The sequence below is a fragment of the Mesorhizobium sp. M0968 genome (assembly GCF_040319065.1).
Classification (GTDB): domain Bacteria; phylum Pseudomonadota; class Alphaproteobacteria; order Rhizobiales; family Rhizobiaceae; genus Mesorhizobium.
The window spans coordinates 421,712-442,954 of the sequence record NZ_JAMYNL010000005.1 but is presented as its reverse complement, the minus strand read 5'-3'; the positions used below and the strand labels follow the sequence as shown (position 1 = coordinate 442,954).

The window sequence follows — 21,243 nt, the reverse complement described above, 5'->3', positions numbered from 1 at the left end:
CTGAGGGCCTTGGCCGCCTGAGCACCGTCATGTGTCCGCCGCTCCGCTAAACACGGGGGCTGCGCGGCGGACACGCCGACGTCACTGCAATGCCACGCCATTTTGCAGAACTTGACGCACACAACTACTGTCGCCCAATGCGAGGCGCGAGCGGATCGATAGCGGCGCTGCCGAGCCGATCGACGAAGCCTCGCCTCGAACGGCTTGTGCTTGCGTCGAGTCGTTCTCGAGGAAATCCACGCAGATAACCGCGACCGTGCATTCAAGTCATGAGCTTGGGCAGCGCTGCCGACAGTGCATCGACGGCAAGGCGGACTTTCATCGGCAGATGAGGCGTCTGCAACCACAGGGCATGAACGTCGTAGAGAAACCAGGATTGTTCCGACAACAGCGGGACAAGTGCGCCCGCCTGGATGCGCTGGCGAACCAGCCAGTATGGCAGCCAGGCGAGCCCCATGCCGGCGGCCGCGGCATCGGCGATGGCATCGAGGTCGTCGAGCCGCAATCTGCTGACTGGCCTGACCTCAATCGCGGGGTGGCCATTGCGCGGAAACAGCCACGGCTGAACGGCACGCCCGGAACGGCGGTAGATGATCGCGTGATGGCGGCCGAGGTCATCTATTTCCTGCGGCTGGCCGTGCCGGTCGAGATAGGACCGCGATGCGCAGACGACCATGTGCTGGCGCGCGATGCGACGCGCCATCACCCCGGCCTGGTCCTCCAGGTCGCCCGTTCTAATGGCAAGATCGCAGCCGTCCTCGGCGAGGTCGGCGATGGCATCGCTGAACGACAGGTCAAGTTCCAGCGCCGGATATTGCTGCGCAAACCCGAACAGGATCGGGGCAACGCAGCGCCGGCCGAAATGCACCGGCATCAGGACACGCAGCTTTCCGCGCGGTTCGGCAAGCTGGTCGGCGGCGAGTGCATCAGCGGCCTCCGCTTCGGCAAGCACCAGCCGGCAGCGTTCATAATAGGCGCGCCCGAAATCGGTCAGGCTTTGGCGGCGCGTGGTCCGGTTGATGAGGCGCACGCTCAGGCGCTCCTCGAGAAACCGGACATGCTTGCCGACCATCGGCCCGGACAGATCGAGAGCCGCCGCCGCGGCTGCGAACGAGCCCAGGTCGACGGCTTTGACGAACACGGCCATGCTCGTAAGGCGATCCATATTCAAAACCTGCAGTTTCTGCTGATCTACTCAAGCGGCTATTTATCCGCCTGATGAGCGCTGGCATAGCTGATTCAGTTCAAATATTTTGGAGTTTGACCGATGGCACGTGTCGTTCGCTTTCATGAGCTCGGTGGTCCCGAGGTCCTGCGCATCGAGAATGTTGACACGCCTGCGCCCGCGAGCGGTGAGATTCAGATCCGCGTCAAGGCGTTGGGTATAAACCGCGCCGAGGCGCTGCTACGTTCGGGGACCTACATCCAGACCGCGCCGTTGCCTTCCGGTCTTGGGCTCGAGGCGGCGGGTATCGTCGAGATGGTCGGCGAAGGCGTGGACGGGTTTGCGCCTGGCGATGCCGTCAGCATCGTGCCGCCATTGTCGATGGCCCGCTGGCCTGCCTATGGTGAGATTGCCACATATCCCGCCGAGCTCGTCGTCAAGCATCCACCATCGCTGAGTTGGGAAGAAGCCGCCGCAGCGTGGATGCAATATCTCACCGCCTACGGTGCGCTGATCGACATTGCCAACCTCCAAAACGAGGACTTTATTGTCATTACCGCGGCCTCGAGCAGCGTCGGACTTGCCGCGATCCAGATCGCCAACATGGTTGGCGCGACCCCGATCGCGGTCACACGGACATCTGCCAAGAAGCGGGCTTTGCTTGAGTTCGGCGCGGCCCACGTCATCGCCTCGGCAGAGGAGGACCTGGAAGCCAGGCTGAAGCGAATCGCCGGCCCGGACGGCGTGCGCGTGGTGTTCGATGCCGTCGGCGGCCCGATTTTCAAGCCTCTGACGGCGGCGATGGCACCGGGCGGCATTCTCATCGAATATGGCGGCTTGAGCCTCGACCCGACACCCTTTCCACTACCTGCAGTGCTGGCCAAGACACTGACGATGCGCGGTTATCTCGTCCATGAGATCGTGCGCGATCCGGTCCGGCTGCAGGCCGCCAAGGCGTTCATCCTTGACGGACTGAGCTCGGGTTCGCTGAAGCCGGCAATCGCCAGAACCTTTCCGTTCGACCAGATCGTCGAGGCGCACCGCTATCTCGAATCGAACGAGCAATTCGGCAAGATCGTCGTGACCGTTTGACCGGGCATTTATCGGCCTCACGCCTGCGCCGCCAGCCAGTCCCGCACCTTGCGGGCGTTGTCGCTGAGTTCGCGGTTCTTCGACCAGATGACATGAAAGCCCTTGCCGGTCGTCATCGTGTGGCCGGTGACGCGCACCAGCAGCCCTGATGCCAGCAGCCGCTCGGCGAGGTGACCCCAGCCGAGCGCGATGCCTTGCCCTTCCATGACGGCCTGGATCACCAGCGCATAGTCGTTGATGCGCAAGCCGCGTCCGGCATCGGCGATGTCGACACCGGCCGAGGCGAACCATTCGTCCCAGCTCGCAGCCTCGCGAAACGGCTCTTCAAGATGGATAAGGCGGTGCGATTGAAGATCCGCGACACGGTCCGGCAGCCCGAACCGTGCCACATAACTAACACCGGCAACGGGGAATATCACCTCATCGGCCAGCGGCAGCGAATGATAATCCGGCCATTCCCTGGGCTCGCCGCCGCGGACGCCGAGCGGGATGTCTTCGGCGATGATGTCGAGATCGCGGTCGGCGGTCTGGATGCGCAGGTCGATGCCCGGCAATTCGTCGCGAAACTGCTGCAGGCGCGGCATCATCCAGAACGAGGCAAAGGCGGTCGAGGCGGCGAGTGTCACATGCGCGCCGACGGCGATCTGGCGCAGATCCTCCGCCGACTTGCGAATGTGCGACAGGCCGAGCGAGACGTCGGCATGGAAGCGGTCGCCGGCCTCGGTCAGGCTGACTTGCCGGTGGCGGCGCTGGAAGAGTTTGGCGCCGAGCTGCTCTTCGAGCCCACGGATCGCATAGGAGACGGCAGCCTGCGTCATGCCGAGCTCCCGCCCGGCGGCGGTAAAGCTCGACAGCCGCCCGGCGGCCTCGAAAACGATCAGGCTGCCGGCAGACGGCAGCAGGTGGCGCAAGCTTCGCATAAGCTGAGCTTATACAAGAGATCAGGATTTTCCAGCGTCACAGCCGCATTTTGTCTGGCTAGATTGGTCGAGACTGGAATATGGAGCCTTCATGAACGCACCGGCCGTTGAAGTGAGCGAACACACCAACCGCCGCAGCGGCGGCCGCCTGGGGCGCAAGGCGTTGCGGGGCGCACCCGTAGCGTCGTTTCCAACCCTGGTCCGTCAGATTCCCGTCTATCAGATGGTCCCGGACGAGGCGGTTGAGCTGATCCACCAGGAGTCACTCTCCATCCTCGAAGAAGTCGGATGCGAGTTCCGCGACGACGAGGCGATCGCAATGTGGAAGGCGGCGGGCGCCGATGTCTCGGAGACAAGGGTCCGGATCGACCGCGCCCTGCTGATGGAGCTCATCTCGAAGGTCCCGTCGGAGTTCACGCTCAATGCGAGGAATCCCCAGCGTTCCGTACGTGTGGGTGGAAACAACTCCATCTTCGTGCCGATGTACGGAGCGCCTTACGTGCGCGACCTCGACAACAACCGGCGCTACGGCACACTCGCCGACCTCAACAATTTCCACAAGCTCGCCTACATGGCGCCGGCGCTGCATTCGTCGAGCTCGATCATCTGCGAGCCGATGGAAATCGCGGTGCCGAAACGTCACCTCCACATCATCCATTCGGCGCTGAAGCACTCGGACAAGCCGTTCATGGGCATCGTGACCTCCAGGGATCGAGCCGAAGACACGATGGCGATGGCAGGCATCGTGTTCGGCGAGGATTTTGTCCGCGACAACCCGGTTCTGGTGTCGATCACCAACTGCAATTCGCCGCTGGTGTGGGACGCCACCATGCTGGACGCGATGAAAGTCTATGCGCGCCACAACCAGCCGCTGATCCTCGCCCCCTTCGCCCTTTGCGGCGCCTCGACTTCGGCCTCTGCCGTCGGTGCGGTCGCGCAGGTCAATGCCGAAGCGCTGGCGGGCGTCGCGTTCACACAGCTCCTGCGTCCGGGTTCGCCGCAGATCTACGGACAGTTCATGGTGACGGTCGACATGAAGACCGGCGCTCCCATGGGCGGCACGCCGGAGGCGGCCCAGATGATGTATCTCATGGGCGCGCTGGCGCGGAAGTATCATCTGCCGTGGCGCACGTCCGGTTTCCATGTCGGCTCGAAGCTGAACGACGCCCAGGCGGGCTACGAGGCGAACATGCTGATGCATGCCGCCATCCTTGCCGGCGCCAACTACATCTGGCACTCCGCCGGTTGGCTCGAAGCCGGCCTGACCTGCGGCTATTCGAAATTTGCCACCGACTGCGAGCAGCTTGTCGGCTGGTATAAATATGCTGGCGGGCTGCCATTCGACGATTTCAAGGAGGCTATGGCGGCTATCCGCGAGGTCGGACCGCAGGGCCATTTCCTCGGCACCCAGCACACGCTTGAACATTTCGAGTCCGCCTTCTTCATACCGAGCATCATGGACTTCAATTCATTCGAACAGTGGAAGGCGGAAGGAGCAAAGGACCACGACACCCGCGGCCGCGAGAAAGCGCGCAACATGCTCGCCGATTATGAGGAGCCGAAGCTCGATGAGGGCATCGCCGATGGTCTCAAAGATTTGATTGCGCGGCGCGAGGAGAAACTGCCGGACAGCGTTAGTTGATCACGGGCGAAGACCCGATGCGAACCATAAGGGAGGAAAAAATGACACTCTTCAGAAGCAACGGCGATCGCGTATCGAGCGCCATCGAAGCAATGGCCAGCGAGGCGCGCGCCGGTCGCGTCGACCGGCGGGAGTTTCTGGCCCTGGCAAGCGCTTTCGGCGCATCGACGGCCCTTGCCTACGGCATGATTGGACTTGCCGTGCCGGAGCGGGCTTTGGCTGAAGAGCCGAAGAAAGGCGGAACGCTGCACGTTTCGATGTCGGTGAAGGCGCAAAAGGACACGCGCACCTACGACTGGGTGGAACTTGCGAACATTTCACGCTGCTGGCTCGAGCCGCTTGTCCGCTACACCCGCCAGTTCACATTCGAGCCGGTTCTGCTCGAAGGCTGGGAGGTCAACGACGACGCCACCGAATACGTGCTGCATGTGCGCAAGGGCATCGCCTGGAACAACGGCGATGCTTTCAACGCCGATGACGTGGCCTACAATCTGACGCGCTGGTGCGAGAAGGCTGCCGCCGGCAATTCGATGGCCGCGCGCGTCGGTGCGCTGATCGATGCAAAGACCGGCAAGGCCAGGGAAGGGGCGATCACCAAGGTCGACGACAACACGGTGAAGCTGAAGCTGAACGAACCGGACATCTCGCTGATCCCGAACTTCACCGACTATCCGGCGCTGGTGGTCCATCGCAACTTCGACGCCGACGGCGCCAATCCGATTGAGAAGCCGATTGGCACCGGGCCGTTCGAACTGGTGTCTTATGCGGTCGGCCAGAAAGCGGTCGTCAAGCGTCGTGAGAATGGCAAATGGTGGGGCGGTGAAGCGCTTCTCGACGGCGTCGAATTCATCGACTACGGAACCGATTTCAACGCCTCGATAAATGCATTCGACTCCGGCGAAATCGACCTCAACTTCGAGACGCCGGCCGACTTCATAGACATCCTCGACAAGATGGGGCTGGTCAAATCGGAGGTCGCGACAGCGACCACGCTCGTCGCCCGGACCAACATCACGAACAAGCCCTATGACGACAAGCGGGTTCGCAACGCCCTCCAGATGGCCGTCGACAACAAAGCGGTGCTCGAACTTGGCTACGCCGGGCGAGGCACTGTTGGTGAAAACCACCACGTCAGCCCGATTCATCCGGAATACTACGCGCTGCCCAAGAAGACACGCGACGCCGCGGGCGCCAGGAAGCTTATGGCCGATGCCGGGCAGGACGACTTCGAGCATGAACTGATCACCGTCGAGGACGATTGGCAAAAGAACACCGGCGACGCTATTGCCGGCCAGTTGCGCGATGCCGGGATCAAGGTGAAGCGCACCGTGCTGCCGGGATCGACATTCTGGAACGACTGGACGAAATACCCCTATTCGATGACCATCTGGTACATGCGCCCGCTTGGCGTACAGGTGCTGGCGCTCGGCTATCGCACCGGCGAGGCCTGGAACGAAACCGGCTACTCGAACCCTGATTTCGACGCCAAGCTCAAGCAGGCTCTTTCGCTCATCGACGTGGAAAAGCGCCGCGAGGTCATGAAGGATATCGAGCAGATCCTGCAGGATTCGGGCGTCATCATTCAGCCGTTTTGGCAGAAGCTGTTCAGCCACATGAACGAGAAGGTGAAGAACTACGGTGTCCACCAAACCTTCGAGATGGATCTCCAGAACGTCTGGCTGAACGCCTGAGTTGCCAGCAGAGGACGCGTTGCAGGATTTCATGGACCGCAAGAAGGCCGACGGGCAAGATGCGTGGTACTGATAGCTTCCGTCAGTGAACAATCGGGGACACCCATGAAACTGCCACTTTTTGTTGCCGCGCTTTCGATGGCCGTGCCGGCGGCCGCGTTTGCCGGCCCTGCTGCCAACGCCGTGAAGTTCTTTTATGTCCCGTCGGTCAAGTTCGAGGCCGATGCGCAATATCGCGACCGCTTCACCGCGCCGGTGACGAAACTGTTCGAATTGAACGACAATGCGGCAAAGAACCATCCGGATGAAGTTCCCTGCATCGACTTCGCCCCTGGTCTCGATGCGCAGGACTATGACGAGAAGACCGTGGCCAAGACGCTGACGCTGGCCGAAACGCTGGATGGCGACAGCGCCGAGGTGACGGCGACGTTCAACCTTTTTCCGGAAGGCGATGAGTCCAAACGCGAAATGGTCTGGTCGTTGAAGAAGATCGACGGCCAGTGGAAGGTCGCCGACATTACCTCGAAGACCAGCGGCTGGACCCTGAGTGCGCTCGAATGCCTGGCCGGGCAGTCGCCGGAGTGATGCCGTGCTTCGCTGCCGTCCCTGGATTTTGGCGACTGCGTGCCTGCTGGCCGGATTGAGCAGCGCCGCCGCTCAAGGCCTGTTCGGCGCGCCACCCGCAAACGCGCCGGCCGACAGTGCGGCACCTCCGCCGGCAGTTTTGCCGCCGGCAGAAAACGCGCCGGCCGCAGCCGAGCAGCCGGGCTCGCCGACCGCGGTAGTGAAGCCGTTCTACGAGCATGCCGGGCTCGAGGTCGATCCGGCTCAGCGGGGCCATTTCACCGACCCGGCAAAGTCGGTGCTGGACAAGAGCGACGCGCTGCGGAAGTCGGGGCAGGGCGAGTGCCTCGATCCCAACATGGCGCTCGACAATTCCGAATACGAAAAGGCGGAGATCGACAAAAGCCTGAAGACCATCGAAGCGATCAAGGGCGACGAGGCCAAGGTCGTCGTCGCTTTTGTCGTCTCCGGCAATCCGCACCGGCTGGAATGGAAGTTCAAAAAGATCGATGGCGACTGGAAGATATCGGACCTGCTCTCGGTGACCGGCGAATGGGCGCTAAGCCAATACCAGTGCGAGTGAGAACGGAACCGATGAAGATCACCAACGTCCGCGTCACCCACGTCAACGTCCCGCTCGATGCTCCGTTCTGGTGGACGGCTGGTCTCTACGGCGGCGCCTCGAAATCGATCATCGAGGTCGAGACGGACGAAGGCGTGGTCGGACTGGGCGAGGCGCCATGGTGGCATTTCGGCGAGGTGATCAAGGCCGAGATCGCGCCGGCGCTGATTGGCGCCGATCCGCTCGACATCGCCGACTGCGAGGCGCGCTGTGTGCCGCCCTGGCAGATTACCGCCAACACCGGCGAGAATGCAGCCACGGTGGCGTTCGGCGCCGTCGAACTGGCGCTGTGGGATATAAGAGGCAAGGTCTTCGGCATGCCGCTCTACAAGCTGCTCGGCGGCGCGGTGCGCAAGGACATTCCGTTTTCGGAATATTTCGCCTTTCGCCCCGCTCACGGCGGAGCCGGCGGCGAGATGACCGCCGAAGCGATCGTCGACTACTGTCTCGGCATGCGAGAACAGCACGGCTCGACGATTTTCGAGGGCAAGCTGATCATGGGCGATCCCGAGCTCGAGATCAGGACAGTGCGCATGCTGCGCGAGGCGCTTGGCGATAAAGCCCAGATCAAACTCGATTCCAACATGCAGTGGTCGCTGACCACAGCGCGCTGGGTGCTGCGCGAGATCGAGCCGTTCAACATCCGCAACTACGAGGATCCGGTCGCGACCTTCGAGGAGATGGCTGCGCTGCGCCAGCATTCGCGCATTCCGTTCTCGACGCACATTCCGGATCTCAGACGGGCAGTCGCGCTCGGTGCGCCGGATTACTTCGTCTGCAATTTCGCAGCACTCGGCGGATTGTCGAAAACTCTGAAATTCATCGCCGCCTGTGAGGCGATGGGCAAGGGGTTCTGGTGCTATTCGAACGATCTCGGCATCATGACATCGGCTTATCTGCACGTCGTGGCGGCGACACCGTGGATCACCGAGGCGTCGCAGTCGTTGTTTCGCTGGCAGATCGGCGATGTCATCAAGGACGGTCCTTTCCGCCAGACGGGCAATACGGTGCGCGTGCCGGAGGGTGACGGGCTGGGCGTCGAACTCGATCCGGCGGCAATGAAACGCTGGTCAGCGCACTTTGCCGAACACGGGCCGATGCACCATTTCAGCGACCCGAACAGCCCCAGCCGCTACCGGCGGCTGCCGCTCAACTGATGCGAAGTGCACGTGACCGATCGATGAGAAGAGGTCCTGTCGTGGTTGCTTTATTCGCGGCGGTTTGCGTCCTGGCCTGCGCTGTCACCTGGGAGGCAGGAAGCCACGCGGTGGCCCGCGTGCCTCAGCAAAGCTTCACGCTGCCTGTGGGGTTACCGGTGGAGCGCATCGTTCTGAAGCGGGAGGGCGCGCCCGACCTTGCCGGTTGGGTGGCGGATCGGCAGGACAGTTGCGGAACAATCGTGCTGTTACACGGACGTGGTTCAAACAAGCTGGCCATGGTTCCAAGAGCGAAGCTGCTTTTCGAAAGCGGCTACTCGATCGTGCTGTTCGATCTGTCGGGACATGGCGAAAGCGGCGGCGATATCAGAGGCTTTGGTTACATCGAACGGCAGGACGCCAGCCGCATCCTCGCCTTTGCCCGGCAACGCTTCGCCGGTCGCAAGGTGGCGGCCATCGGCTCGTCGCTCGGTGCGGCTGCTTTTGTATTTGGCGCTCAGCAGGAGCATGCCGACGCCTATGTCCTGGAGCAGCTCTACGCGACTTTGCTGGAAACCACGGCGTTGCGAGCGCCCTTGCCTATGTTGCGCGACATACAGGCGACCATCCTCTTGGCGCAGATGCAGCTCCGCCTTGGCTTCGGGGTAGATGATGTCAGGCCGGTCGATCGCATCGGCGCGATTGATCGGCCGATATTGCTGCTAGCAGGCAATTCGGATCCGTTTGTCGCTCGCAGCCAGACACTGGCGTTGAAAGATGCGGCAGGCGCTGACGCAAAGCTGGTCTGGTTCGACGGCGCGCGGCATGTTGATCTCTATCGCTATGACCAACAGCGGTACCGCGACGCGGTGATGCCTTTCCTGGAGACCAACCTGTGCCGGACCGGGATCAGGTGAGCCGCTCCGTCCGATCAGCCGCGCCCGCGATAGGGGGCGACGCCGGTGTCGGGCAACCACACACCTTCCGGCGGCGCGCCGGTTTGCCAGAACACGTCGATCGGTATGCCACCGCGCGGATACCAGTAGCCGCCGATGCGCAACCACAATGGCTTGGTTGCGGCGATGATGCGGCGGCCGATCATGACGGTGCATTCTTCGTGGAAGGCGCCATGGTTGCGAAACGAGGTCATGAACAGCTTGAGCGACTTCGATTCCACCAGCAGCGCATCGGGTGCGTAGTCGATGACGATATGGGCGAAGTCCGGCTGGCCGGTGACTGGGCAGAGCGAAGTGAATTCCGGGCAGGTGAAGCGAACGATGGCCGGCGGGCCGTCGCCGCGCGAAAACGGCACGGTTTCCAGGACTGCCGCTTCAGGGCTCTGTGGCGCCTCGACGTTGGTGCCGAGCTGGGTGAGGTTTTTCGTATCGGTCATGAACAGGTTCCTTGCTGCATGTCGCCCAAAACTGCGCAGCGATTTTGGGACAGCGACATGCGTAAAAACAAAATTTGCCGCTCATTAGCACAATTTGAAACAGCAGGAAGACGATGACCAGCAACGACCCGCTCCTCCAGCCCTATCAGCTCAAGCATCTGATGCTGAAGAACCGGGTGATGTCGACCAGCCATGAGCCGGCCTATTCCGAGGACGGCATGCCGAAGGAACGCTACCGGCTCTACCATGCCGAAAAGGCCAAGGGCGGCATGGCGCTGACCATGACCGCCGGTTCGGCGATCGTCTCGCGCGACAGCCCGGCCGCTTTTGGCAATCTGCATGTCTATGACGACCGCATCGTGCCGTGGCTCGCCGAGCTTACCGATGCCTGCCACGAGCACGATTGCAAGGTGATGATACAGATCACCCATCTCGGCCGCCGCACCGGTTGGAACAAGGCCGACTGGCTGCCCGTGCTGTCGGCTTCGCCGGTGCGCGAACCGGCCCATCGCGCCTTTCCCAAGACTATCGAGGACTGGGATATCGAGCGCATCGTAGCCGACTATGCGGCGGCCGCGCAGCGCTGCCAGGCTGCCGGCCTCGACGGCATCGAGTTCGAAGCCTACGGCCATCTGATGGACGGTTTCTGGTCGCCGGCCACCAACCAGCGCGACGACGATTTCGGCGGCTCGCTCGACAACCGGCTGCGCTTCACCGGAATGGTGCTCGACGCGGTGCGTGCCGCGGTCGGCGAAAAGTTCGTCGTCGGCATCCGCATGGTCGCCGACGAGGATTTCGAGAAAGGCCTGTCGAAACAGGAGGGCGTCGAAATCGCCAGGCGGCTGGCCGGCTCCGGCAAGGTCGATTTCCTCAACATCATCCGTGGCTCGATCGAGACCGATGCGGCGCTGACCAAGGTCATCCCGGTGACCGGCATGCGGTCGTCGCCGCATCTCGACTTTGCCGGCGAGATCAGGGCAGCGACGAAATTCCCGACCTTCCATGCGGCGCGGATTTCCGACGTCGCCACCGCGCGTCACGCCATCGCCACCGGCAAGCTGGACATGGTCGGCATGACGCGCGCCCACATTGCCGACCCGCATATCGTCAAAAAAGTGATGGAGGGCCGCGAGCACGAGATCCGCCCTTGCGTCGGCGCCACCTATTGCCTCGACCGCATCTATGAGGGCGGCGAGGCGCTGTGCATCCACAATGCGGCGACGGGCCGCGAGGCTGATATCCCCCATATTATTCCGAAAACCGAGGGACCGAAGCGGAAGGTGGTCGTCGTCGGTGCCGGCGCCGGCGGGCTGGAGGCGGCGCGCGTCGCCGCCGAGCGCGGGCACCAGGTGACGGTGCTGGAAGCATCGAGCCAGGCCGGCGGCCAGGTGCGGCTGGCAACGCAAAACCCGCGCCGCAAGGAATTGATCGGCATCATCGACTGGCGCCTGGCCGAACTCGACCGGCTGGGCGTCGAGATCCGCTACGACAAATGGGCGGAGACGGACGACGTGCTGGCGCTGTCGCCGGACGTGGTGGTGGTCGCCACCGGCGGCCTGCCGCAGAACCCGCCTCTGACGGCGGGCGACGATCTCGTCACCTCGAGCTGGGACATCATGGCCGGCAGCGTCAAGCCGGCCGAGAACGTGCTGCTCTATGACGACAATGGCGGCCATCAGGGCATGGGTGCCGCCGAACTGATCGCCAATAGCGGCGCCAGGCTGGAGCTGGTTTCACCAGAGCGCTTCTTCGCCCCGGAAATGGGCGGCATGAATCATGTGCCCTACATGCGCGCCTTCCAGGAAAAGGGTGTCACGGTGACCATCAACACACGGCTACGTTCTGTGCGGCGTGAAGGCAACCAGCTGATCGCCGAGCTCGCCTCCGACTTCGCCGATGGCTGGCGCGGCGAGCGGCGGGTCGACCAGGTGGTGGTCGAGCACGGCACGCTGCCGCTCGACGATCTCTACCTGGCGCTGAAGCCGCTGTCGAAGAACGCCGGCGCGATCGATTACGAAAAACTGATCAATGGCGGCGACATCTTTCCTGCGCGCAATCCGCAAGGCGGTTTCGTCGTCTTTCGCATCGGCGACGCGGTAGCTTCACGCAATATCCACGCTGCGATCTATGACGGCATCAGGTTCGGCTTGCGAATCTGAGGAATATTTTGGATTGATTGGTGGCGCGCAGCCGAACCTCCGTACGGAGAGCCACCACGGTACGTCGGTCCGGTCTGCGCGCCGCGCACGCCGCCGGCCATCGCCGGGCACCGTACGATCTTGCGATTGCGGCAGGACGTTCAAAACATCCTGGCGGTGGCCATGCAGAACACGGTGATGACCAGCAGGCCGCCGGCGATGCGTTCGCCCTTTGTCATCTTGGCGCGCAACTGGGTTTGCTTCGCCGCATCAGCGCCGGCCAACTGCCTGCTGGCGGAACCCACCAGCGCGCCCTGAACCCCGGCGGCGATTAACGCCGTCAAGATGCCGAGCGCCAAGACCTTCTCCATCGAGCCGAAAGAGCCGTTGTGGAAGAAATACCACAGCAGCAAGCCGGTGAGGAAAACCACGCCGGCTGCGCCCATTTGCGGCCGGAAGAAACGTTCCGCCCTGATCTCCGGTTCGCGGGCGACCGCGATGGTGGTGCCGGCCCAGAACACGCCCGCCATGACGTGAAGGCCGAGGACGATGATGTAGACATATTGCATGACCGCATTTCCTCTCTTGCCCACCGCCAGGCATATCGATAGATATCAAATGATTAGATGTCAACGCATAAGCTCGAGCCGGTTCCATAGGCTTTGCCCTTGTTCTAGTGTCGGATCATGACGCCCTTTGACCGCCCGCCGATCGGGATGAATCTCGCGCGCACCGCCAAGCTGGTTGCGCAGGCTTTCGACGCTGCCTTGGTCGAGGCAGGCGGCACGCTGCCAGTCTGGGTCACGTTGCTGTCGGTCAAGTCGCGGGAGCTGGCCAATCAACGCGAGCTCGCCGGCATGATCGGCATCCGGGGCGCAACGCTGACCCACCACCTCAACGCCATGGAGACGCAAGGCCTGCTGATGCGCCGCCGCGATCCCGAGAACCGCCGGGTTCACCAGGTGGAGCTGACCCAAGCCGGAGAAGCGCTGTTCCTGCAATTGCGCACCGCCGCGTTAGCCTTCGACAAGCGGCTGCGGAAAGGACTGTCCGACGACAGGCTGGCAGAGTTTGCACAGGTGCTGGCCGCGTTGCGGGCCAATGTCAGTTGATACCGATTGGACCGCAACCCTTGTTCCAAGCCGTCTGCAATGTTATATGACCATGGTAGTCATATGCGAGGGTGGCAACATGCGCGAAATTCAGTTGAAAGACGCCAAGGCGACGCTTTCGGCAGTCGTCGATCAGGCAGTTGCAGGAGAGCCTGCCATTATCACACGCCACGGTCGGAAGCAGGCCGTCATCCTGTCGTTCGAAGATTATCAGCGGCTGTCTCGGGTGCCGAGCTTCGGGCGGCTGCTGGCGGCTTTTCCCGGGGACAAGGACGACATTCCGCCTCGTTCCCGTAAGCCGGCTCGCAAGGTTGCGTTGTAGCGCGGCGACCAGCCCTGATGTTTCTGCTGGACACCAACATCATCTCGGCAATGGCTCCAGCCAGGAAGGTTGATCGGGCGGCGCTGATGGCATGGCTCGATATGGCGAGCGAATACCTGTTCCTATCCGTTGTGACTGCGTCCGAAATCGCGGCGGGGATAGCGAAGGCGGAGCGCGACGGCGCGACCACAAAGGCCGCGCTGCTACGCGACTGGTGGCAGGCAGTCGAGCACCTTTACGGGGCAAGGATTCTGCCCTTCGATTTGCGAGCCGCGCATGCCGCGGGTTCTATTCTTGATCGCGCAAGGGCTCATCGGCCGGGATTTGAAGATATAGCGATTGCTGCTACGGCCGAGGTTCACGGCCTGGTGATACTGACGGATAACGAGCGTCATTTCGCACCACTTGGGGTGCCGATGCTCAATCCGCTGAGAAACCTGCCGCCATTGCAGTAGTTCCGACTTTCCTACGCCCGGCAGCCCTGCAGCACCGTCAGCCTGGCCTTCTTGGGCGTTCGCGCCACCAGCCATTCGCGCACGCTGTCCGGCGGCATCGGGAAAGCGATGGAATAGCCTTGCACTTGGTCGCAGCCGATCGCCATCAGCGAGTCGAGCTCGGCTTCGGTTTCGGCGCCCTCGGCAACGATCGAGATGCCGAGACCGCGGGCGAGCTCGGTGAGGGCACGCACGATCTTGGTGTTGCCGCTGTTCTCGTTGATGTTCTGGACGAACCGGCGGTCGATCTTCAGCCGATCGATCTCGTTTGGATTGACATGGCTGAGCGATGCGTAGCCGGTGCCAAAATCATCGAGCTCGAGATGGATACCGGCGGCGCGAATGTGCCGCAGCTTTGCCGCGATACCGGTCTTCTCGTCGTCGAGGATGACGGATTCGACGATCTCCAGCGACAGTTTGTGCGCTGGCAGGCCAGCCCTCTCCAGCATGTCGAACAGGAAGACTTCGAAATCTGTCTCGCGCAGCTCCGAGCCGGATACATTGACGGCGATCCGTCCGAAGGCGATGCCTGCGCGGTTCCATTCGGCTGCTTCGTCGATCGCCTTGGCGATGACGATGCGGCCGATCTCGGGCATGAGACCGCATTTTTCCGCGATCGGAATGAACTCGCCCGGCGCGATCATGCCGCGCTCGGCATGTCTCCAGCGAACCAGAGCCTCGATGCCGCTGATGGCGCCGTCCGACAGCGAGACTTGCGGCTGGAAATAGACTTCGAACGCCTTCTCCGAGATAGCGGTCCTGATATCGAGCTCGAGCTGCTTGCGATAATCGAGTTCGTGCCTCAGCTCCTCGGAGAAGAACGACAAGCTGCCGCCGCCCTGCTTCTTGGCGGAATACAGCGCCAGATCGGCATGGACGAGCAGATCCTGCGCATTGTCGGCGTCGACAGGGTAGACCGCAATCCCGGCACTTACGCCCGGATGGATTGTCGTGCCTCGAAAGACGATCGGCTTGTTGAGCTTGGTCAGGATGCGCCGGGCGACGGTATCGATGTCCTCGGTGCTGCCGGCACCGTTGAGAATCATGACGAATTCATCGCCGCCGAGCCGCACGTTGAGATCCGACGTACGGCACGAATCACGCATGCGCTGCGCAGCCGCCACCAGCACATAATCGCCGGCGGCGTGGCCGAACGTGTCGTTGATCTGCTTGAACCGGTCGAGATCGAACTGCACCACGGCAACCCGTTCACGCCGTCGCCGCGCGGCATTGATCAGCGTATCGAAATGCTCAGTCAAAAAGGTGCGGTTGTGCAGGCCGGTCAGCCCGTCATGCACGGCGATAAAGGCCATGGAATTGCGCGCATCGACCAGCTCGCGCGTCCTGCGCAGGATGGCATTCGACATTGGCCTGAAAATGAAAAGCGCCACCAGCACGATGACGCCGATGGTCGAGTAGAACAATGTGCGGTTAAGATCGAGAAGTGTTTCGGATCGCTGGTCTGCAAAGGCACTGATGCGCTGGCCAAGTGCGGCATAGCCCGACAATGTTGCGTTGGCAACGGAAGCGTTCAGGTTGACGCGCTCCTCTCCGCCTTTGTAGCCACCATTGCCGGCCATGTTGAGCCGCGATTCGAATGACGAGATCAGGCGTTCGCCGTTGGCGATAAGCCCGACCGAGAAATAGTCGAGATGGTACGGCTTGGCGAAAAGTACGCTCTCGATCGATCTCGGATCGAACCTTGCCGGCGACGCCGGATCGGCGGCGGTCCGTTCGAGCAGCAGATCGTAGTTCTCCTCGAACTCCACCGTCGCTTGCTTGAGCGCGCTAACCAGGGCCGGCTGCTGGTCGCGTGAGGCGGTACCGGTGGCGCCGGCAAGGAAGACGATGCGCTGCGATAGGGCTTTTTGTGTGCTGACCACATCGAGCAGTGCCTGGTTGTGCTGCTGGGCCGCCATCATCTGCTGCAGCAGGATGAAGGAGGCCACGACCATGGCGGCGATGATCAGCAGAGCCAGCCAGTAACCGGATTTGATCAGGAGTATGAGCCTGCCCGAAACGGCGTGCACCGGCTGCTGTGACATTTTCTGAGGCGGCCCTCTCGCCAAGAATTCTTGTGCGACAACCTTTGGCTTCAAAGTGTTAACAGGTTTGGGACGGCAGCATGCCGGCGGCGGCGACCGTGGCGAGAAACCCGCAAAGTGGTTATTGCAATCTTTCGCGGCGCCTCCGCATTTGAACATCGTGGCCTCTGCCGTGCCATTGCCGCCACCGAAGCGGTCGCTTTTGCGATGGATTTTTCGTCCGCGCGGCGCGACAGTCCTCATCGATCTCAACAGGGCCTGATCATGACCGAAGCATTCCTTTCCCACATCGACAGCGAGCTTGAAGGACTGAAATCGGCCGGCCTTTACAAATCCGAACGGGTGATAACCTCGACCCAATCGGCCGAGATCGAGGTCGGCGGCGAGAAGGTGCTGAATTTCTGCGCCAACAATTATCTCGGCCTGGCCGACAGCGCCGAACTGCGCGAGGCGGCCAAGCAGGCGCTCGACCGGTACGGCTACGGCATGGCATCGGTGCGCTTCATCTGCGGCACGCAGGAAGAACACAAGCAGCTCGAGGCGACCATTTCTGACTTCCTCGGCATGGAGGACACCATCCTCTACGGCTCCTGCTTCGACGCCAATGGCGGCCTGTTCGAGACGCTGCTCGGCGAGGAGGATGCGGTCATCTCCGATGCGCTGAACCACGCCTCGATCATCGACGGGGTACGGCTGTCGAAGGCAAAGCGCTTCCGCTACGCCAACAACGACATGGCCGATCTGGAAGCGCGGTTGAAAGAGGCGCGCGACTGTCGGTTCCGGCTGATCGCCACCGACGGCGTGTTCTCGATGGATGGCATCATCGCCAATCTGAAAGGCGTCTGCGACCTCGCCGACAAATACGATGCGATGGTCATGGTCGACGACAGCCATGCTGTTGGCTTCGTCGGCAGGAACGGCCGTGGCTCGGCCGAACATTGCGGCGTCGAGGGCAGGGTGGACATCATCACCGGTACGCTGGGCAAGGCATTGGGTGGCGCGTCCGGCGGCTACACGTCGGGCAGGAAGCAGGTGGTCGACTGGCTGCGCCAGCGCTCGCGCCCCTATCTGTTTTCCAACACGCTGATGCCGGCGATCGCTGGCGCTTCGATCCGGGTTTTCGAGATGATCCGCAATGGCGATGCGTTGCGCCAGCGCCTATATGCCAATGCGGCGCGGTTTCGCTCCGAGATGGGCAAGCTCGGTTTTACTCTGGCCGGCGCCGACCATCCGATCATCCCGGTGATGCTGGGCGACGCGACGCTGGCGCAGGAAGTGGCGGCGCGGATGCTGAAGCGCGGCATCTATGTCATCGGCTTCTCGTTCCCGGTGGTGCCGAAGGGCCAGGCGCGCATCCGCACGCAGATGTCGGCCGCCCATTCCGGCGCCGACATCGAACGCGCGGTTGAGGCGTTCGCCGCAGTCGGTCGCGAACTCGGCGTGATTTCCTGAGCGGCCGGATCAAGAGATTCAAGCGACTAAGGTTCTGGGGACAAAAGAATGTCGAACATGATGAAGGCCCTGGTCAAGGCCAAGGCCGAGCCGGGCATCTGGATGGAAGAAGTGCCGGTGCCGGAAATCGGTCCGAACGACGTGCTGATCAAGATCAGGAAGACGGCGATCTGCGGCACTGACGTACACATCTACAATTGGGACCAGTGGGCGCAAAAGACCGTGCCGGTGCCGATGGTAACCGGCCACGAATTCGTCGGAACCGTCGCCGATTTCGGCACGGCGGTGACCGAGTACAAACTCGGCCAGCGCGTTTCCGGAGAAGGCCATATCGTCTGCGGCCATTGCCGCAACTGCCGGGCGGGCAGGGGGCATCTGTGCCGCAACACGCTCGGCGTCGGCGTCAACCGGCCGGGCGCCTTTGGCGAATACCTTGCGATCCCGCAGCACAATGTCGTGCCCATCCCCGACGATGTGCCGGACGAGATCGCGGCAATTTTCGATCCTTTGGGCAATGCCGTCCACACGGCCTTGTCTTTCGATCTGGTCGGCGAGGACGTGCTGGTCACCGGCGCCGGGCCGATCGGCATCATGGGTGCACTGGTGGCGCAGTGCGTCGGCGCGCGAAAAGTGGTCATCACCGACATCAACCCGGTGCGCCTGGCACTGGCGAAAAAGCTCGGCGTCCAGCATGTCGTCGATGCGTCGAAGGAAAAGCTGCGCGACGTCATGCCGGCGCTCGGCATGACCGAGGGTTTTGACGTCGGCCTCGAAATGTCGGGTGCCGCACCTGCCTTCCGCGACATGATCGACACCATGAACAATGGCGGCAAGATTGCCATTCTCGGCATCGCGCCGACCGGCTTCGAGATCGACTGGAACAAGGTCATCTTCAAGATGCTGCATCTGAAAGGCATCTACGGCCGCGAGATGTTCGAGACCTGGTACAAGATGATCGCGCTGGTGCAGGGTCCTCTCGATGTCAGCGGCCTGATCACCCACCGCATCGGCATCGACGACTATATTTCGGGATTTGAGGCGATGAAGAGTGGCAATTCCGGCAAGGTGGTGATGGATTGGTGACACCACTGTCTTTCCGACACCTGAACCTGGACTGGAACGCTGAGCCCAACGCTCCGAATGTAGAACTAACCGTTGAGGATAAAACGGTTCAGCTTACCTTTCTGTTGGACTCATGGGACTGTGAGGCCAGCAAGGGAGAGACAGGAACCCTTCGTTTCATCGGTTGCAGTCGTTGGCGATGGGACTCCACAAATGATCACGCCTGGTTCTCAGGTAAAGGCCTTTACAGCAAGCAGGCTCCCAAATGGGGCGAGTTCTACGAGGTGATCGGCGATAGCCGGTCAATCAGCGAAAACGATTGGGAAATTCTGGCGCAAGATGGACCTAACTCGCGGCGTTTCCTGTTTTATTTTCGCGACGACACGATCGAAGTTGTTGCTGAAGATTGGTTGCTTACTCGATAAATGCCAAGCACTGGCTAGCCCCTTCGTTCAAGACGATTGGCTTCGACCCCAACCTCGGCTCGTCCCAAACGACTCTCCAGAGCGGCTAATGCTGCCTCAATTGCCGCGCGGTCGCTATTCCTCAGTTTCTCCAGCAGCTCCCGCTCGAACTCCTTCGCCAGCGGCACCATTTCGCGATAGGCGGCAAGCCCCGCTTTGGTCAGCGTCAGATGCTCGACGCGACGGTCTTTCTCGTCTGGCGTGCGGGTCAGCCAGCGGCGCCGCTCGAGTTCGGCGACCGCGCGCGAAACCTTGGTCTTGTGCATGGCCGATTGCTCGCCGAGCGCCGTCGCCGTCATCGTGCCGTGCTGTCCAAGTCCCGCAAGCGTGCGCCATTCGGGCCGGGTCAGGCCGTGGCGGTCCTTGTATATCCTTGAGAATTCGCGGCTGACGGCATCGGCAAGCCGATAGAGCCGGTAAGGCAGGAAGGATTCCAGCTCGAGGATTTCCATGGTTGGCCCTGACTGGCATGCTGGCGGCTCATGCCGAAATCACCGTTGATGGTTACATTTTCAATGGTTACAAATGAAACCGGTATGGTCAACTCGGAGCATCCTTGCGGATGCGCAAACGATGCTCCGAGACCATGAATTCGGGAGGATTCCATGGCCTATTCCTACATGCCGGGTTTCGGCAACGACTTCGAGACCGAGACTCTGCCGGGCTCGCTGCCGCAAGGGCGAAACTCGCCGCAGCGGCCGGCCTACGGCCTCTATGCCGAGCAGCTTTCGGGCTCTCCTTTCACCGCGCCGCGCGGCACCAATGAGCGCTCCTGGCTTTATCGGATAAGGCCGAGCGTCAGGCACACCGGTCGCTTCAAAGCGGCGAATTATCCGCTTTGGAAAAGCGCGCCGAACGTCGGCGACCATCAGCTCGCACTCGGCCAGTATCGCTGGAGCCCCGTGCCGATGCCGAAGGAACCGACCGATTTCATCGCCGGCATGCGCTCGATCACCACCGCCGGCGACGTGCTCGGCCAGACCGGCATGGCGGCACACGTCTATGTCGCCAATCGCTCGATGGTCGACGATCATTTCTTCAACGCCGACGGCGAGTTGCTGGTCGTGCCCCAGGTTGGAGCCTTGCGCTTCGTCACCGAGATGGGTGTTATCGAACTCAGGCCGGGCGAGATTGCCGTGCTGCCGCGCGGCCTGGTGTTCAAGGTCGAACTGGTCGATCCGCAAGTGCGCGGCTATGTCTGCGAAAATTACGGCGCCAAGCTGACGCTGCCGGATCGCGGCCCGATCGGCGCCAATTGCCTGGCCAATCCGCGCGATTTCAAGACGCCCTGCGCCTGGTTCGAGGACAAGGACACGCCCTGTCGGCTGATCGCGAAATGGTGTGGCCAGTTCCATGTCACCGAAATCGACCATTCGCCGCTGGATGTGGTGGCGTGGCACGGCAATTATTCGCCCTACAAATATGATCTTGCGACCTTTTCGCCGGTCGGTGCGATCCTGTTCGACCACCCCGATCCGTCGATCTTCACCGTGCTGACCGCGCCGAGCGGCGAGGAAGGCACCGCCAATATCGATTTCGTCATCTTCCCGCCGCGCTGGCTTGTGGCGGAAAACACTTTCCGCCCGCCCTGGTATCACCGCAACATCATGAGCGAGTTCATGGGCCTGATTCATGGTCAGTACGATGCCAAGGAAGAGGGCTTCGTGCCGGGCGGCATCAGCCTGCACAACATGATGCTGGCTCACGGACCCGATGCCTCTGGTTTCGAAAAAGCCTCGCGCGCGGAGCTGAAACCGGTCAAGCTCGACAACACCATGGCCTTCATGTTCGAGACGCGCTTTCCGCAGATGGTGACCCGCTATGGCGCCGAGCTCGAAACCCGGCAGGACAATTACATCGACTGCTGGGCCGGCCTGAAGAAGCGCTTCAACGGCACGCCAGAGGGCGACTGGTCTTGAGCGCCGTCGC

Annotated in this window: 21 protein-coding genes; 15 read left to right on the top strand and 6 right to left on the bottom strand. The window is 62.0% G+C overall.

Going from position 1 to position 21,243, the window contains the following annotated elements; genetic code table 11:
- Nucleotides 1–262 precede the first annotated feature (262 nt).
- Nucleotides 263–1,165, bottom strand: coding sequence for a LysR family transcriptional regulator (locus NKH67_RS12610; RefSeq protein ID WP_352473618.1), 903 nt, complete (start codon nucleotides 1,163–1,165; stop codon nucleotides 263–265).
- Nucleotides 1,166–1,267: 102 nt separating this feature from the next.
- On the opposite strand from NKH67_RS12610, the gene NKH67_RS12605 reads away from it, so the two are divergent.
- Nucleotides 1,268–2,257: a zinc-dependent alcohol dehydrogenase family protein gene (locus NKH67_RS12605; RefSeq protein WP_352473619.1), complete on the top strand. Its 990-nt coding sequence runs from the start codon at nucleotides 1,268–1,270 to the stop codon at nucleotides 2,255–2,257.
- Between the two features lie 17 nt (nucleotides 2,258–2,274).
- On the opposite strand, the gene NKH67_RS12600 is transcribed toward NKH67_RS12605, so the two are convergent.
- On the bottom strand, nucleotides 2,275–3,177 hold the full coding sequence (locus NKH67_RS12600; RefSeq protein ID WP_352473620.1) for a LysR substrate-binding domain-containing protein: 903 nt from the start codon (nucleotides 3,175–3,177) through the stop codon (nucleotides 2,275–2,277).
- Nucleotides 3,178–3,268: 91 nt separating this feature from the next.
- Here NKH67_RS12600 and NKH67_RS12595 point away from each other — a divergent pair, with 91 nt between their 5' ends.
- The 6 genes from NKH67_RS12595 (at nucleotide 3,269) to NKH67_RS12570 (ending at nucleotide 9,749) form a co-directional block, all read left to right on the top strand.
- Entirely contained in the window at nucleotides 3,269–4,819 is a 1,551-nt protein-coding gene (locus NKH67_RS12595) for a trimethylamine methyltransferase family protein (protein WP_352473621.1), read from the top strand.
- A gap of 41 nt (nucleotides 4,820–4,860) precedes the next feature.
- Nucleotides 4,861–6,510, top strand: a complete 1,650-nt coding sequence (locus NKH67_RS12590) for an ABC transporter substrate-binding protein (protein WP_352473622.1) — start codon at nucleotides 4,861–4,863, stop codon at nucleotides 6,508–6,510.
- 105 nt (nucleotides 6,511–6,615) lie between these two features.
- Nucleotides 6,616–7,095 (top strand): DUF3828 domain-containing protein, encoded by a 480-nt coding sequence (locus NKH67_RS12585; RefSeq protein WP_352473624.1) that lies wholly within the window; start codon nucleotides 6,616–6,618, stop codon nucleotides 7,093–7,095.
- A 4-nt stretch (nucleotides 7,096–7,099) separates the two neighbouring features.
- Nucleotides 7,100–7,657: a hypothetical protein gene (locus tag NKH67_RS12580; RefSeq protein WP_352473625.1), complete on the top strand. Its 558-nt coding sequence runs from the start codon at nucleotides 7,100–7,102 to the stop codon at nucleotides 7,655–7,657.
- Nucleotides 7,658–7,668: 11 nt separating this feature from the next.
- Nucleotides 7,669–8,853 carry a mandelate racemase/muconate lactonizing enzyme family protein gene (locus NKH67_RS12575; RefSeq protein ID WP_352473626.1) on the top strand — a complete coding sequence of 395 codons (1,185 nt, stop codon included), beginning with the start codon at nucleotides 7,669–7,671 and terminating at the stop codon, nucleotides 8,851–8,853.
- A gap of 110 nt (nucleotides 8,854–8,963) precedes the next feature.
- Nucleotides 8,964–9,749: an alpha/beta hydrolase gene (locus NKH67_RS12570; RefSeq protein WP_352473627.1), complete on the top strand. Its 786-nt coding sequence runs from the start codon at nucleotides 8,964–8,966 to the stop codon at nucleotides 9,747–9,749.
- Nucleotides 9,750–9,763: 14 nt separating this feature from the next.
- Here NKH67_RS12570 and queF read toward each other — a convergent pair whose 3' ends face one another.
- A complete protein-coding gene (queF, locus tag NKH67_RS12565; protein WP_023674394.1) occupies nucleotides 9,764–10,225 on the bottom strand; it encodes a preQ(1) synthase in 462 nt (153 codons plus the stop codon).
- A 113-nt stretch (nucleotides 10,226–10,338) separates the two neighbouring features.
- Here queF and NKH67_RS12560 point away from each other — a divergent pair, with 113 nt between their 5' ends.
- A complete protein-coding gene (locus NKH67_RS12560; RefSeq protein ID WP_352473628.1) occupies nucleotides 10,339–12,384 on the top strand; it encodes an oxidoreductase in 2,046 nt (681 codons plus the stop codon).
- A gap of 140 nt (nucleotides 12,385–12,524) precedes the next feature.
- Here the strand turns inward: NKH67_RS12560 and NKH67_RS12555 are convergent, their stop codons facing one another.
- Nucleotides 12,525–12,932 carry a hypothetical protein gene (locus NKH67_RS12555; protein WP_023674396.1) on the bottom strand — a complete coding sequence of 136 codons (408 nt, stop codon included), beginning with the start codon at nucleotides 12,930–12,932 and terminating at the stop codon, nucleotides 12,525–12,527.
- Nucleotides 12,933–13,049: 117 nt separating this feature from the next.
- Between NKH67_RS12555 and NKH67_RS12550 the strand changes: the two genes are divergently transcribed.
- The 3 genes from NKH67_RS12550 to NKH67_RS12540 all read left to right on the top strand — a co-directional run bounded on the left by NKH67_RS12550 (nucleotide 13,050) and on the right by NKH67_RS12540 (nucleotide 14,252).
- The gene (locus NKH67_RS12550; RefSeq protein WP_352473629.1) at nucleotides 13,050–13,475 is read left to right on the top strand and encodes a MarR family winged helix-turn-helix transcriptional regulator; all 426 of its coding nucleotides are present in this window, start codon (nucleotides 13,050–13,052) and stop codon (nucleotides 13,473–13,475) included.
- 79 nt (nucleotides 13,476–13,554) lie between these two features.
- Entirely contained in the window at nucleotides 13,555–13,797 is a 243-nt protein-coding gene (locus NKH67_RS12545) for a type II toxin-antitoxin system Phd/YefM family antitoxin (RefSeq protein ID WP_352473667.1), read from the top strand.
- Nucleotides 13,798–13,814: 17 nt separating this feature from the next.
- Nucleotides 13,815–14,252: a type II toxin-antitoxin system VapC family toxin gene (locus tag NKH67_RS12540; protein WP_352473630.1), complete on the top strand. Its 438-nt coding sequence runs from the start codon at nucleotides 13,815–13,817 to the stop codon at nucleotides 14,250–14,252.
- An 11-nt stretch (nucleotides 14,253–14,263) separates the two neighbouring features.
- On the opposite strand, the gene NKH67_RS12535 is transcribed toward NKH67_RS12540, so the two are convergent.
- Nucleotides 14,264–16,336 (bottom strand): putative bifunctional diguanylate cyclase/phosphodiesterase, encoded by a 2,073-nt coding sequence (locus NKH67_RS12535; protein ID WP_352473631.1) that lies wholly within the window; start codon nucleotides 16,334–16,336, stop codon nucleotides 14,264–14,266.
- A 264-nt stretch (nucleotides 16,337–16,600) separates the two neighbouring features.
- On the opposite strand from NKH67_RS12535, the gene NKH67_RS12530 reads away from it, so the two are divergent.
- Genes NKH67_RS12530 through NKH67_RS12520 form a run of 3 tightly spaced genes read left to right on the top strand, consistent with a single transcriptional unit; the run spans nucleotide 16,601 to nucleotide 19,275 of the window.
- Complete coding sequence (locus tag NKH67_RS12530; RefSeq protein ID WP_352473632.1) at nucleotides 16,601–17,788, top strand: glycine C-acetyltransferase; 1,188 nt, start codon at nucleotides 16,601–16,603, stop codon at nucleotides 17,786–17,788.
- A gap of 48 nt (nucleotides 17,789–17,836) precedes the next feature.
- Nucleotides 17,837–18,871 (top strand): L-threonine 3-dehydrogenase, encoded by a 1,035-nt coding sequence (gene tdh / locus NKH67_RS12525; RefSeq protein ID WP_352452270.1) that lies wholly within the window; start codon nucleotides 17,837–17,839, stop codon nucleotides 18,869–18,871.
- On the top strand, nucleotides 18,868–19,275 hold the full coding sequence (locus tag NKH67_RS12520; RefSeq protein WP_352501674.1) for a hypothetical protein: 408 nt from the start codon (nucleotides 18,868–18,870) through the stop codon (nucleotides 19,273–19,275). The genes tdh and NKH67_RS12520 overlap by 4 nt, the downstream gene beginning before the upstream one ends.
- 14 nt (nucleotides 19,276–19,289) lie before the next feature.
- Here the strand turns inward: NKH67_RS12520 and NKH67_RS12515 are convergent, their stop codons facing one another.
- Nucleotides 19,290–19,766: a MarR family winged helix-turn-helix transcriptional regulator gene (locus NKH67_RS12515; RefSeq protein WP_352501449.1), complete on the bottom strand. Its 477-nt coding sequence runs from the start codon at nucleotides 19,764–19,766 to the stop codon at nucleotides 19,290–19,292.
- Nucleotides 19,767–19,919: 153 nt separating this feature from the next.
- On the opposite strand from NKH67_RS12515, the gene hmgA reads away from it, so the two are divergent.
- Nucleotides 19,920–21,233: a homogentisate 1,2-dioxygenase gene (gene hmgA / locus NKH67_RS12510; RefSeq protein ID WP_352501450.1), complete on the top strand. Its 1,314-nt coding sequence runs from the start codon at nucleotides 19,920–19,922 to the stop codon at nucleotides 21,231–21,233.
- Nucleotides 21,234–21,243: the final 10 nt, after the last annotated feature.